Origin of the sequence: Mesorhizobium sp. NZP2234, from assembly GCF_013170765.1 — a bacterium.
GTDB lineage: Bacteria > Pseudomonadota > Alphaproteobacteria > Rhizobiales > Rhizobiaceae > Mesorhizobium > Mesorhizobium loti_D.
Genome location: NZ_CP033364.1, coordinates 5213203 through 5226905 on the forward strand (window position 1 = coordinate 5213203; position 13703 = coordinate 5226905).

The following is a 13703-nucleotide window of genomic DNA, read 5'->3' on the forward strand; positions in this document are numbered from 1 at the left end:
CTCCAGCCACGACCTCACCCGATATCCGCAAGGCCAACACAAGATCAATGGCACCAGCAGACCAGACCCGCAAGGCCCAGACCCACGAGGCAATGACAGGCGATGCCGCCTCGCGGCTGCTTGCCTGGTACGACGTACACCACCGCGAACTGCCGTGGCGCGTGACGCCGCGTGAGCATGCACGCGGCGTGCGGCCGGATCCCTACCGCATCTGGCTGTCCGAAGTCATGCTGCAGCAGACCACCGTCGAGGCGGTGAAATCCTACTTCCGTGCTTTTGTCGAGAAATGGCCGGATGTCGAGGCACTGGCCTCGGCACCAACCGAGGACGTCATGAAGGCCTGGGCGGGGCTCGGCTACTATTCCCGCGCGCGCAACCTCAAGGCTTGCGCTGATCTGGTGGCGGCGCGTGGCGGCCGCTTTCCCGACACCGAGGCTGCCTTGAGAGACCTGCCTGGCATCGGCGCCTACACCTCGGCCGCCATCACGGCGATCGCTTTCGACCGTCCCGCTGCGGTTGTCGACGGCAATGTCGAACGCGTTATCTCGAGGTTGTTTTCGATCACGACGCCTCTCAGCGAAGCCAAGGCAGAGATACGCGCCCATGTCGAGCGCCTGCTGCCGCCGACAAGGCCGGGCGATTTCGCCCAGGCGATGATGGACCTTGGCGCCACGATCTGCACGCCGCGCCGGCCGCGCTGCATGCTGTGTCCGCTGCGCGAGGATTGCAGCGCCGTCGTTTCAGGCGATCCCGAAAACTTCCCGGTGCGGCTGCCGAAAGCCGACAAGCCGCTGCGGCGCGGCGCTGCTTTCGTGGCCGTGCGAGAGGACGGTGCCCTTCTTCTGCGCAAACGGCCCGAGAAAGGTTTGCTGGGCGGCATGACGGAGGTGCCGACCACGGCCTGGACGGCGCGGGTGGATGGGGACACCACAGCGGCGGCGGCGCCCTTTTCCGGCGACTGGCGGCGCGCCGGGACAATCACGCATGTCTTCACCCATTTCGCCCTCGAGCTCGACGTCTTTCGCGCCAACATAAAAGATGATGCGCCGGCAGGATGTTTCTGGTCACCTGCCCATGAGATTGCCGGAGAGGCGCTGCCCACTGTCATGAAAAAGGCAATCGAGGCTGCGATACCCGGTGCGACGAAAAAGCCGTCACCGCTCAAAGCAAAGAGGCCCCATGACTGAAATCCGCCACATCGTTTTCGACATCGGCCGTGTGCTGATCCACTACGATCCAAACATCCCGTTCAGTCGCCTCATTCCCGATGCCGAAGAGAGACAGTGGTTCTTCGACAATGTCTGCACGCATGACTGGAACATCGAGCAGGATCGCGGACGAACCTGGGAAGAGGCCGAGGCGCTGCTGATCGCTGAGCACCCGGATCATTCGGAAAACATCCGCAATTTCCGCCGCCATTGGCACGAAATGGTGCCGCATGCCTATGACGACAGCGTCGCCATCATGCTCAGCCTGATCGAGCGCGGCCATGATGTGACCATGCTGACCAACTTCGCCTCCGACACTTTGGCCGAAGCCCGCAAACGCTTCGATTTTCTTGAGCGCCCGCGTGGGGTGACCATCTCCGGCGAGATCGGCAAGATCAAGCCGGATCGCGACATTTACGACCATCACGTGGCTGCGTTCGGCCTCGAACCATCGGCTACGCTGTTCATCGACGACAGCCAGAAGAATGTCGACGGCGCCCGGGCGGCGGGCTGGCAATCGGTGCTGTTCACCGATGCCAGGACGCTTAAAGCGGATCTTGAACGCTTCGGGATCAAGGCGTGATCTGAATCGCTTGCGGCGATCCGCTCGGATCTTGAATCAACGTGAAAGCGGCAATCGGCAGGGGTCAACCCCCTGCCCGCTCCATGCCGAGGCGGGCAATGCGGCGCAGTTCGTCGATCGGGGTGAGCCCACCGCTGCGCTCATAGTGCCAGAACGTCCAGCCGTTGCAGGCATCCAGCCCCTGCACTTCGGCGCCGATCTTGTGGATCGAGCCGGCGCTGTCGCCGATCGCCACCGTACCGTCGGCACGCACCTTGGCCGCCCAGCGCTTCTTGGCGTCATAGAGCGTGGCGCCCGGCATCACCAGCCCGGTGTCGATCAGGCTGACGAAGGCAACGCGCGGCTCGGCGCGCTTGCCGGTCAGGACAGTCAAATCGGCATCCTGCAGCGGCCGCACCGCATCGATGCGCTCATTGGCGGCGTCGATATAGGCCTGCTCGCGCTCGATGCCGACGAAATGGCGGCCGAGGCGCTTGGCCACGGCGCCTGTCGTGCCGGAGCCGAAGAAAGGATCGAGCACGATGTCGCCCGGCTTGGTCGAGGCCATCATGATGCGGGCCAGCAGCGCTTCAGGCTTCTGTGTCGGGTGCAGCTTGTCGCCATTGTCGTTCTTCAGCCGCTCGCCGCCGGTGCAGATCGGGAACAGCCAGTCGGAGCGCATCTGGACATCGTCATTGGACGCCTTCAACGCTTCATAGTTGAAAGTGTAGCCCTTGCCTTTCTGGTCGCGCGAGGCCCAGATCATCGTCTCATGGGCGTTCTGGAAGCGGCGACCGCGGAAATTCGGCATCGGATTGGTCTTGCGCCAGACCACGTCGTTGAGGATCCAGAAGCCCAGATCCTGCATCTTGGCGCCGACCCGGAAGATGTTGTGGTAGGAGCCAATGACCCAGATCGTGCCGTTGGGCTTCAGCACTCGCCGCGCCGCCAGCAACCAGGCACGGGTGAAAGCGTCGTAGGCTTCAAAACTCTCGAACTGATCCCAGTCGTCGTCGACCGCGTTGACCTTGGACTGATCGGGGCGATGCAGATCGCCGTCGAGCTGCAGATTGTAGGGCGGATCGGCGAAGATGACGTCGACCGATTTTTCCGGCAAGCGGTCGAGGGCCGCGACGCAGTCGCCTTTCAGGATCGTGTCCAGCCATTCGGATTGCTGGGGGGCAAGGGAAAGCTCGTCGAGAAGACGCACGGCAGACATTTTTACACCCGAGGCACGCGTTACTGTTTACTCCCCGTTATGGTTACCGATCAGCGTAAATATTCGGTGAAGGCCGGCGCGATCATCCGTCAGGTTTGCGAAGACCGGGCCATTGGTGTATGCCGCGCCGCTTGAGCCGAGAGGCCATTCCTCCACCCTCCTTATTCCGGATCACCATGCCCCAGCCAGACCTTGTCATTTTCGATTGCGACGGCGTGCTCGTCGATTCCGAAATCATCGCCGCGCGGGTCGAGGCGGAGTTGATAACCCTGGCCGGATACGAAATCTCGGCCGAGGAGATCGCGGAGACCTATGCGGGCCTCACGTTCAAGGACATCCTGATGCGGATCGAGGAGAAGTCCAAGATCCCGTTCCAGGCGTCACTGATCGATCGCGCCGAGGATCTGGTCGACCGCAAACTGCGAAGCGACGTCCGCGCCATCGAGGGCGTGCGCGAGGCGGTGGCCTCGGTCACGACACAGCGCTGCATCTGCTCCAACTCACGTTCGGCGCGGATCGAATTCATGCTGGAGAAGTTGCATCTGCTGCCGTTTTTCGCCGGCCGTATCTTCTCGGCGCTGGAGATCCCGAGCAAAAAGACCAAGCCCGCCCCGGACGTGTTCCTGTTCGCGGCGGAAAAACTAGGCGCGGACCCGGCGAACACCTTCGTCATCGAGGATTCCGTGCACGGCGTCACCGGCGCCAGGACAGCCGGCATGCGCGTGATCGGCTTCACCGGCGCCAGCCACAGCTATCCCGGCCATGCCGACGCGCTGACAGAGGCCGGCGCCGAGACGGTGATCCGCCGCTGGGCCGAGTTGAAAAGCGTTATCGCGGCACTATCGGAATGGTCGGCTGACGCCTGAGACGCGGGCGCCCGGGCGGACGCACGCTGTGTCCATGGCCGCTCAGTTCGTCGCCGCGGCCTTCTTCCTGTGGGTCTTCTTCGGCTTGTCGGTCGTCCCCTTCGGCGCGGTTTCGTCATAGCCGGCATAGGCCTGATAGTCCTGCGCCGTCGGCGCCGGCACGACGACATTGGAATCGGTGAAGACGAACTGGGTTGCGACCGAGGGATCGGTGACCTGGACCTGATACTGGTGGATCTGCGAGTAGAGCACCTCGGTGCCGTGCATCACCGCGGTGCGGATCGGCATGGTGATGGTGCCGGGCGAGAACTTGGGTCCCGGCACGATCTTGCCGGCGACCGCTATCTTCATGGTCATCTGTCCGTCGGCACGGCCACAATCACGGGTCACGTCGGCAATCGACGCCTGGTAAATGATCCTCGCCGAATCGTCGGGCGGAGTGGCGGCTGCGGCGTCGGCAGCAGCCTGAGCAGCGGCATCAGCCGCGGCGTCGCCTGTTTTCTTGACTTTGGGCTTGGCCTTCTTGACCTCGTTGGCATAGGTGTTGAAGAAGGCCGTACCGTCGCGCACCGTCACCCTCGGGCAATAGGCGTTCAACTGGCTGGCCAGGACCTTGGGATCCTGCGGCGGCGGTGGCGCTGCCGGGTCCTTCTTCTTGCCGAAGCCGAGGTCAAGGATGCCATTGTCGCCCGATTGGCAGCCGGCGGCGGCGAGCATAAAGCCGGTGAGCGCAAGACCCGCCAAAAAGCGGCCACGTGATGTACGAAACGCCATGAAACTGCACTTCCCTCTCGTAAAGCTGGTGACGTATATCAACGGCGCGGCAAAAATGCGACTGGAGCCGGCACAGAAATTAACCACCTTGTGGTGAACGGAAGAGCCGAGCAGCAACGGGACTGGGACATGCAATATGTGAGTACGCGCGGCGAAGCGCCCGCGCTTGGATTTTCCGATGCCGTGCTGGCCGGCCTGGCCCGTGATGGCGGACTCTACGTGCCACGCGAGTGGCCGCACTTCTCGGCAGCCGACATCCGTGCCATGCGAGGCCTTGCCTATCCCGACCTTGCCATACGCGTGCTGGCGCCGTTCCTCGGCGGCGAGATCGCGGCTCCGGTCTTCGAACGCCTGGTCCGTGAAGCCTATGCCACCTTCCGCCACGAAGCGGTCTGCCCGCTGGTCCAGACCGGCCCCAACACGTTTGTCCTCGAACTCTTCCATGGACCGACGCTGGCGTTCAAGGACGTGGCAATGCAGCTGCTCGCCCGGCTGATGGACCATGTGCTTGCCGAACGCGACCAGCATGCCACCATCGTCGGCGCCACTTCAGGCGACACCGGCGGCGCGGCCATCGACGCCTTTGCCGGGCGCAGCCGGACCGACATCTTCATCCTTTTCCCGCATGGCCGCGTTTCGCCGGTGCAGCAGCGGCAGATGACGACGTCGAAGGCTGAAAACGTCCATGCGCTGGCGATCGAAGGCAATTTCGACGACTGCCAGGGCCTGCTCAAGGACATGTTCAACGACCACGCTTTCCGTGACCGGGTGGCGTTGTCGGGGGTCAACTCGATCAACTGGGCGCGCATCATGGCCCAGATCGTCTACTATTTCTCCTCGGCCCTGTCGCTCGGCGCACCGGACAGGCCGGTGTCGTTCACGGTGCCGACCGGCAATTTCGGCGATATCTTTGCCGGCTACGCTGCCAAGAAGATGGGCCTGCCGATCGAACGGCTGGTCATCGCCACCAACGACAACGACATATTGGCCCGCACCTTCGCCACCGGCGAATACCGCACCAAGGGCGTCTTCGCCACCACCTCGCCATCGATGGATATCCAGGTGTCGTCGAATTTCGAACGCCTGCTGTTCGAGGCCTCGAACCGTGACGCGGCGACCGTGCGGCGCTACATGGATGGCCTGAAGCAGTCCGGCGCCTTCACCATTGAAACCCGCGAAATCAATGGGATGCGGTCCGAATTCGACGCCGGCCGCGCCACCATGGACGAGGTCGCCGCCACCATCCGCTCGACGCTCGCGGCCAGCAATTATCTTCTGGATCCGCATACCGCCGCAGCCGTGCATGTCGCGGCCGGCAAAACATCAGGCGCCGTGCCCATGGTGGTACTGGGCACCGCCCATCCGGCGAAATTTCCGGCCGCCGTCGAAGCCGCCAGCGGCGTCTCGCCCGCCCTGCCCGCATGGCTAGGGGGATTGATGACATTTGAGGAAAAATACACGGTACTTCCATCCGACCTGAAAATGGTGGAAGATTACGTCAGCCGCCGCGCGCGGGCGGCGCGTTAGGGAGTACGAGCCATATGGGTGTTGAGGTAAGCCGTCTGTCGAACGGCCTGACAGTCGCCACCGAAACCCTTCCAAGTATCGAATCGGTTGCCTTGGGTGCCTGGGTCAAGTCCGGCGCCCGCAATGAACGTGACGAAGAGCATGGCATGGCCCATCTGCTCGAGCATATGGCGTTCAAGGGCACAAAGCGGCGAAGCGCTTTCGAAATCGCCTCGGAAATCGAGGATGTCGGCGGCGAGATCAACGCCGCCACCAGCGTCGAGACCACGTCCTATTACGCCAGGGTGCTGTCCGACGACGTGCCGCTGGCGGTCGACATCCTTGCGGACATACTGCAGGAGTCCGAATTCGACCCGCAGGAACTCGAACGCGAGCAGCATGTGATCCTGCAGGAGATCGGTGCAGCGCACGACACACCCGATGATATCGTCTTCGACCGTTTCACCGAGACGGCCTTTCGCCACCAGACAATCGGCCGCTCCATTCTGGGCACGCCGGAAACCGTCAAATCCTTCACTTCCAAGCAGTTGCACGACTTCATCGAACGCCAATACGGCGCCGAGCGGATGGTGATCGTGGCCGCAGGCGACATCAAGCACGACAATTTCGTGCGCGAGGTCGAGAAGCAGCTCGGCGGCTTTCGCAGCAAGGCCGACAGCACCATTCCGCAATATGCGCAGTATGTCGGTGGCGATTTCCGCGAGGACCGCGACCTGATGGATGCGCAGATCGTGCTGGGCTTCGAGGGCCGCGCCTACCATGTGCGCGACTTCTACGCCTCGCAGGTGCTGTCGATGATCCTCGGCGGCGGCATGTCGTCGCGGCTGTTCCAGGAAGTCCGTGAGAAACGTGGCCTGTGCTATTCGGTCTATGCTTTCCACTGGGGCTTTTCCGACACCGGCATATTCGGCGTCCACGCCGCGACCGGCCAGAGCGACATTGCCGAACTGGTACCTGTCATCATCGACGAACTGCAGAAGGCCGGAGAGAGCATCCTGCAGGAAGAACTCGACCGGGCGCGCGCCCAGTATCGCGCCGGGCTGATCATGTCGGCCGAAAGCCCGGCCAGCCGGGCCTCGCAGATCGCGCGGCAACTGCTCTTGTTCGGCAGGCCGATCGCCAAGGAGGAATTGATGGAGCGCCTCTCGGCGCTGACCGTGGAGCGGCTGACCGACCTGTCGTCGCGGATGTTCTCGACCAAGCCGACGCTTACCGCTGTCGGGCCCGTGGGTACGCTGGCGCCATATGAGGCGATTCTCGATTCGCTTCCGGGCACGCAGACCACGGCCCGCAGGCTCGCCGTCTAAGTCCCCAAAGCGTCGTGTTCGCGCTCCCTTTCTTTCGCCGTGACCTGCCGGCGCTAAAGGGCAACCTCGTTACGCTGCGCGTTCCATTCACCAATGACTACCGTGAATGGTCGACGTTGCGCGGCGAAAGCCGGGCATTCCTGGAGCCGTGGGAGCCGCGCTGGACGCCCGACGAACTCGACCGCACGGCATGGCGCCTGCGCATCTCCCGCTACCGCGAGGACTATGCGCAAGGCACCGCGATCGCCTTCTTCATCTTCGAGAAGTCGAGCGGCAAGCTGGCTGGCGGAATCACGCTCGGCAACATACGCCACGGTGTCTCGCAAAGCGGCCATGTCGGCTACTGGATCGGCGAGCGCTTCGGCGGCCGCGGGCTGATGACCGACGCGGTCAAGGTCGTGGCCCGCTTTGCCTTCGATACGCTGAGGTTGCACCGGATCGAAGCGGCCTGTATTCCCGACAATATCCGGTCGGTCCGCGTGCTTGAAAAAGCCGGATTCCGGCGCGAAGGACTCTTAAGATCCTATCTCAGGATCAACGGCATCTGGCAGGACCACTACCTCTACGCCCGGATCGCGGACGATCCGCCGAGCGCTGGAACGAAGGACTGATTTTTGACGAATTTCCTGCGCAACGGGCCGCTGTTCGCCTTTGTCCTCGCGGCAATCCTGACGCTGTGCGCGGCATCGTCGGCCTTTGCCGTCGAACCGATCAAGATCGCCCGCGACGACGTCGCGCTCGACCTGTCGCGCGCCTTCGAGATCTACCGCAACCAGGGTGAGAACTTCCAGGTGTCGACGGCGCCCGGGCCAGACGGCATCGTGCGGCGCATCGAGGTCGAGGCCAATGACGCGCGCTCGACCGGTGACTGGGCGGTGTTCGCGCTGGCCAACACCACCGACCAGCAGCTCGACAGGCTGATCGTGGCGCCGCATTTCCGACTGGTGAATTCCGGCATCTTCTGGCCCGATCTTGGCGCCACCCGCATTGCCGCCATCACGCCCAGCGAGGGCTTCGCGCTCGACCGCCAGACCAGCCCCGATGCCGATGTGTTCCGGGTGACGCTGAACCCGGGAACGGTGATCACCTTCATCGCCGAGCTCGCCTCGCCCAAGCTGCCGCAGGTGTATCTCTGGGAGCCGGAAGCCTACAAGGACTCGGTCAACTCCTATACGCTGTTTCGCGGCATCGTCATCGGCATCGCCGGTCTGCTGGCACTGTTCCTGACCATCCTTTTCGTGGTCAAGGGAACCTCCATGTTCCCGGCGACCGCAGCCCTTGCTTGGGCGGTGCTTGCCTATATCTGCGTCGATTTCGGCTTCCTCAACAAGGTCATCGAGATTTCGCCCGGCAATGAGCAGATGTGGCGAGCTGGTACGGAGGTGGCGCTTGCCGCGACCTTCGTGGTGTTCCTGTTCGCTTATCTCAACCTCAACCGATGGCACGGCCATTTCAGCTACGGCGCCCTGGTCTGGATCCTTGGGCTGCTCCTGATCGCCGGTGTCGCCATAGTCGATCCGGCGGTCGCCGCCGGCATCGCCCGTATCTCCTTTGCCGCCACCGCGTTGACCGGGCTCGGGCTGATCATCTTCCTCGGGATTCGCGGCTATGATCGTGCGATCATGCTGGTGCCCAGTTGGGTCATGGTTCTGTTGTGGCTATGCGGGTCGTGGATGGCGATCACCGGCATGCTCGACAACGACATCGCCCAGCCGGCGCTCGGCGGCGGGCTGATCCTGATCATCCTGCTGATCGGCTTCACCGTCATGCAACATGCCTTTGCCGGCGGCGCGCTGCATCAGGGGCTGTTCTCCGACCTCGAACGCCAGGCGCTGGCGGTTGCCGGTTCGGGCGACACGGTGTGGGACTGGGACGTCCTGCGCGACCGTGTGGTCACCAAGCCCGATGTCAGCATCCAGCTCGGCCTGGCGCCCAACAGCCTGGGGGGGGCGGCGCGCAACTGGCTGCCGGTGCTGCATGCCGACGACCGCGACACGTTCCGCACGACGCTCGACGTGGTGCTGGAGCATCGCCGTGGCCGGGTGGCGCAGAATTTCCGCCTGCGTGGCGCCGACGGGCATTACCACTGGTTCGCCCTCCGCGCGCGCCCCGTCATCGGATCGGACGGCGAGGTCATACGCTGCGTCGGCACCATGGTCGACGTCACCGAGCAGAAGAAGTCCGAGGAGCGGCTGCTGCACGACGCCGTGCACGACAACCTGACCGGCCTGCCGAACCGCGAATTGTTCATGAACCGGCTGGAAGCGATCATCTCGATCGCACGCACCGAAGAGAAGGTACGTCCGACCGTCTTCGTCATCGACATAGACCGCTTCAAGCAGGTCAATGACGGGCTCGGCATCTCGGCCGGTGACACCATCCTGCTCACCATAGCGCGCCGCCTGCACCGGCTGCTGAAGCCGAAGGATTCACTGTCGCGCTTCGCCGGCGATCAGTTCGCGCTGATGCTTTTGTCCGAACAGGACCCTGCCCGCATCGCCGGTGTGGCGGATGCCATCAAGCACGCGATCAACAACCCGATCACCTTCGCCAAGCGCGAGATCGTGCTGACCGCCTCGATCGGCTTGATCACCTGGACATCAGCGCAGACCTCTGCCGAGGACATGGTCAAGGACGCCGAGCTTGCCATGCACCAGGCCAAGCGTTTTGGCGGCGACAGGATCGAGCCGTTCCGCCCGGCTTTCCGCACCGTCGGCACCGACCGGCTGCAGTTCGAATCCGATTTGCGGCGCGCCATCGAGCGGCGCGAATTCACGCTTGCCTACCAGCCGATCGTGCGCCTGGAAGATGGCAGCGTTGCCGGCTTCGAAGCCTTGCTGCGCTGGGATCATCCGCGTCGCGGCATGATCCCGCCGGCGGACTTCATCCCGGTCGCCGAAAGCTGCGGGCTGATCGTGCAGCTTGGGCTGTTCGCCATGCAGCAGGCGGCCGAGGATCTCGCTGGATGGCAGAAGCAGATCGGCGATGCGCCGCTGTCGGTCTCGGTCAACCTGTCCAGCCGTCAGCTCATCCGCCGCGACCTGGTCAGTGATGTCCGCTCGGTCATCGCGCGGGCCAATCTGAAGCCGCGCTGCTTCCGGCTGGAACTCACCGAGTCCCTTGTCATGGATAATCCCGAGCAGACCGCCCATGTGCTGACCAAGCTGAAGCAACTCGGCATCGGGCTGTCGCTGGACGATTTCGGCACCGGCTATTCCTCGCTTGCCTATCTGACGCGGTTCCCGTTCGACACCATCAAGATCGACAAGAGTTTCGTCGACGACAACACGCCCAAGCGCGCTGTGCTGCTCAAATCCATGGTCAACATGGCGCATGAGCTCGGCCTGTCGGTGGTCGCCGAGGGCATATCGGACGAGCGCGACGCGCTGGAACTGCGTCAGATGGGTTGCGAATACGTCCAAAGCTTCATGTTCGGCGCCCCGATGCCGGGCGACCAGGTGCTGAAGACGTTGAAGGAACAATATCCGCTGACGCAGGCGTGATGCGTCCACGCTTCGGCAGCTTCAGGCGTGACCGGCGGCGAGGCTAAGATGCGCCAGATCGATGCCGATCGAGGCGAGGATGCGATCGTATTTGCGCTCGATATCGGCGTCGAACAGAAGCCCGGGGCTGGCCGGGCAGGTCAGCCAGCCATTCTCGGCGATCTCGGTTTCCAGTTGGCCGGCGCCCCAGCCAGAATAACCCAGTGCCATCAGCGCATGGCGCGGGCCGCGGCCCGACGATATGGCGCGCAAGATGTCGACCGTTGCCGTCAGGCAGATATCGTCGGAAACGGTCAGCGACGATTCCACGCGATAGTCGCCGGAATGCAGCACGAAGCCCCGGCTGCGATCGACAGGGCCGCCATTGCGCACGACGAAATCGCGCGCCTGCGCCGGCAGGCGGATCGCCTCCTGCTCGTTCATGATGCCGAGTTGCACGAGAAGGTCCGGAAACAGCATCTGCTGTGTCTGGTTGATGATCAGGCCCATCGCGCCTTCATCGCTGTGCGCGCAGATGTAGATGACCGAGCGCGTGAAACGGTCGTCCTTCATGCCGGGCATGGCAATCAGGAACTGATCGTCGAGAAAGCCGCGTCCAGCGGCCGTCTTCTTGTGGCGCAACAAATCCATGGCAGGGAGGGTACCGTGTTTCCCGGGCGCCGAAAAGATGTGCCGCGCCGGATTCGACCAAAGCCCATGTTGCCGGTGGGCCTTGCTTGCCACCGGGGGTCACGCAAATATGATGCCGGCAAGGCCATGAAATCATTGCACCGCCGCGAACGGACGATCAAATCACCGCCATGCAAAGCTTAAAAATCCTGGTGCTCGGCACCGCCATCGGATTGGTGACCGTCCTCCCCGCCTCCGCTTCCTCATCCGCCTGGTACAACAGCGAAGGCGGCAAGGTGCGGCTGGTGACATCAGGCAAACCGGACCAGGCCGGCCGCATCCAGGGCGTGCTCGACATAGCGCTCAAGCCCGGCTGGAAGACCTATTGGCGCGATCCAGGCGACGCTGGCGTGCCGCCGCAACTCGACATTTCAGCCAGCACCAATATCGCCAATGCCGCCCTCTCGTTTCCGGCGCCCCAGCGCCACGACGATGGTTATGGCAAATGGGCCGGCTACAATTATCCGGTTTCGCTGCCCGTGACGTTCACGCTGGCGACCCCGAACCAACCGGCGGTCATCGACGCAGATATCTTTCTCGGCATTTGTGAAACGATCTGCATCCCGGTGCAGACGCGGCTGACCGTCGACCCCACTTCCGATCCCGACAATGCTGACGACGCAGCATTGGTAAAGGCGAGTTTCACGGCTTTGCCGGCGCAGGCAAGGCCTGATTTCGGCATCAACGTGCTGCCGGGCGACCACGAGACGCTGGTTGTCGAGGCAAGCTTTCCCGGTGACCCGGAGGCGGCGGATTTCTTCGTCGCCGGTGAGCGGGACTACATGTTCGGCGCCCCCTCCCGCAGCGAGAAGGATGGCAAGCTGATCTTCACCGTACCGATCCTCGACCGTCCTTCGACAACGCCCACGGATGGCGGGCTTCATTACACACTGACGAGTTCGGCGGGTGCGGTCGAAGGACTGCTGCCTTTCCCTTGATGCCTCGATGGTTGCAGGAAGCCGCCGAGTTCGCTACGCAAGCACGCACTCTTCCCATTCCCCAAGCGAGGAACTCATGACCATTTCCGTTGGCGACAAGCTGCCCGAGGCGACTTTCAAGACAATGACCGCCGATGGCGCCAAGGCGATCACGTCAGCCGAGATTTTCCCGGGCAAGAAGGTGGTTCTGTTCGGTGTTCCCGGCGCCTTCACGCCGACCTGCAGCAACAACCATCTGCCCGGCTATCTCGAAAACCATGACGCCATCCTGGCGCGTGGCGTCGACACCATCGCAGTCGTTTCGGTCAACGACGTTCATGTCATGGGCGCCTGGGCCCGTTTCACCGGCGGTGAGGGCAAGATCCTGTTCCTCGCCGACGGCAACGGCGATTTCGCCAAGGCGGTCGGCCTCGATGCCGATTATTCCGGTGGCGGCATGGGCCTGCGCTCGAAGCGGTTTTCGATGGTCGTCGACGACGGCAAGGTGACCGCGGTCAATGTCGAGACCAAGCCCGGCGTCGACGAGTCCGGCGCGGCTCACATTCTCGGACAGCTCTGAACTTTTACGATTGCATCGGGCGAGGCAGCGACGGCTGGCCTCGCCCGAACCGCTTGCACTCCAGAGCTGCCGATTTTTCGGGGGTCCCAACAATGTTTGACGTCTTCTGGCGCGTTATCGCGATCGGCGTCGGCGCCACGGCGCTGATGGATCTCTGGGCCATTTTCCTGCACAAGGCGTTCGGCCAGCCACGGCCAAACTGGGGACCGGTCGGGCGCTGGGTCTGGCATCTCGGTGACAAGGTCTTTCACGATGATATCGGCGATGCAGCGCCCTACGCGCACGAAGTGGCGTTGGGCTGGGCCTTTCACTATTTCGTCGGCATCGTCTACGGCATCATCCTGGTGGTGGTGGCTGGTGCCGGCTGGCTTGCCGCGCCGACCTTCCTGCCGGCCTTCATCCTCGGCATCGTCACCGTCGGTGCCGGCTGGTTTCTGCTGGCGCCCGGCATGGGAGCGGGATGGGCAGCGTCGAAACGACCCAATCCCATGCGGATCCGGGCGCTCAACCTGGTTTCGCACACAGTGTTCGCGCTCGGGCTTTGGAGCACCGCGCTGCTGATCCGCTGAGG

Annotated in this window: 13 protein-coding genes; 10 read left to right on the forward strand and 3 right to left on the reverse strand. The window is 63.3% G+C overall.

Annotation, left to right across the window (positions count from 1 at the left end):
• Positions 1–47: 47 nt before the first annotated feature.
• On the forward strand, positions 48–1187 hold the full coding sequence (gene mutY, locus EB230_RS25735) for an A/G-specific adenine glycosylase (protein WP_056563900.1): 1140 nt from the start codon (positions 48–50) through the stop codon (positions 1185–1187).
• Entirely contained in the window at positions 1180–1791 is a 612-nt protein-coding gene (locus EB230_RS25740) for an HAD family phosphatase (protein WP_056563903.1), read from the forward strand. The genes mutY and EB230_RS25740 overlap by 8 nt, the downstream gene beginning before the upstream one ends.
• Positions 1792–1855: 64 nt before the next feature.
• Here EB230_RS25740 and EB230_RS25745 read toward each other — a convergent pair whose 3' ends face one another.
• Positions 1856–2989 carry a site-specific DNA-methyltransferase gene (locus EB230_RS25745; RefSeq protein ID WP_056563906.1) on the reverse strand — a complete coding sequence of 378 codons (1134 nt, stop codon included), beginning with the start codon at positions 2987–2989 and terminating at the stop codon, positions 1856–1858.
• A 176-nt stretch (positions 2990–3165) separates the two neighbouring features.
• Between EB230_RS25745 and EB230_RS25750 the strand changes: the two genes are divergently transcribed.
• Positions 3166–3855: an HAD family phosphatase gene (locus tag EB230_RS25750; protein ID WP_056563909.1), complete on the forward strand. Its 690-nt coding sequence runs from the start codon at positions 3166–3168 to the stop codon at positions 3853–3855.
• Between the two features lie 42 nt (positions 3856–3897).
• Here EB230_RS25750 and EB230_RS25755 read toward each other — a convergent pair whose 3' ends face one another.
• A complete protein-coding gene (locus EB230_RS25755; RefSeq protein ID WP_056563912.1) occupies positions 3898–4629 on the reverse strand; it encodes a hypothetical protein in 732 nt (243 codons plus the stop codon).
• A 129-nt stretch (positions 4630–4758) separates the two neighbouring features.
• Between EB230_RS25755 and thrC the strand changes: the two genes are divergently transcribed.
• The 4 genes from thrC to EB230_RS25775 are packed head-to-tail and all read left to right on the forward strand — an operon-like array spanning position 4759 to position 10966.
• A complete protein-coding gene (gene thrC / locus EB230_RS25760) occupies positions 4759–6156 on the forward strand; it encodes a threonine synthase (RefSeq protein WP_056565622.1) in 1398 nt (465 codons plus the stop codon).
• Between the two features lie 14 nt (positions 6157–6170).
• On the forward strand, positions 6171–7463 hold the full coding sequence (locus tag EB230_RS25765; RefSeq protein ID WP_056563914.1) for a pitrilysin family protein: 1293 nt from the start codon (positions 6171–6173) through the stop codon (positions 7461–7463).
• A gap of 14 nt (positions 7464–7477) precedes the next feature.
• Positions 7478–8074: a GNAT family protein gene (locus EB230_RS25770; RefSeq protein ID WP_056563916.1), complete on the forward strand. Its 597-nt coding sequence runs from the start codon at positions 7478–7480 to the stop codon at positions 8072–8074.
• Positions 8075–8077: 3 nt separating this feature from the next.
• Complete coding sequence (locus EB230_RS25775; protein WP_056563918.1) at positions 8078–10966, forward strand: EAL domain-containing protein; 2889 nt, start codon at positions 8078–8080, stop codon at positions 10964–10966.
• 21 nt (positions 10967–10987) lie between these two features.
• On the opposite strand, the gene EB230_RS25780 is transcribed toward EB230_RS25775, so the two are convergent.
• Positions 10988–11596, reverse strand: a complete 609-nt coding sequence (locus EB230_RS25780; RefSeq protein WP_056563921.1) for a YqgE/AlgH family protein — start codon at positions 11594–11596, stop codon at positions 10988–10990.
• 170 nt (positions 11597–11766) lie between these two features.
• On the opposite strand from EB230_RS25780, the gene EB230_RS25785 reads away from it, so the two are divergent.
• From EB230_RS25785 to EB230_RS25795, 3 genes are all read left to right on the forward strand, one after another.
• Positions 11767–12573, forward strand: a complete 807-nt coding sequence (locus EB230_RS25785) for a protein-disulfide reductase DsbD domain-containing protein (RefSeq protein WP_056563924.1) — start codon at positions 11767–11769, stop codon at positions 12571–12573.
• A gap of 76 nt (positions 12574–12649) precedes the next feature.
• Complete coding sequence (locus EB230_RS25790) at positions 12650–13132, forward strand: peroxiredoxin (RefSeq protein ID WP_056563927.1); 483 nt, start codon at positions 12650–12652, stop codon at positions 13130–13132.
• A 92-nt stretch (positions 13133–13224) separates the two neighbouring features.
• Positions 13225–13701, forward strand: a complete 477-nt coding sequence (locus EB230_RS25795) for a DUF2938 domain-containing protein (protein WP_056563930.1) — start codon at positions 13225–13227, stop codon at positions 13699–13701.
• Positions 13702–13703 lie beyond the last annotated feature (2 nt).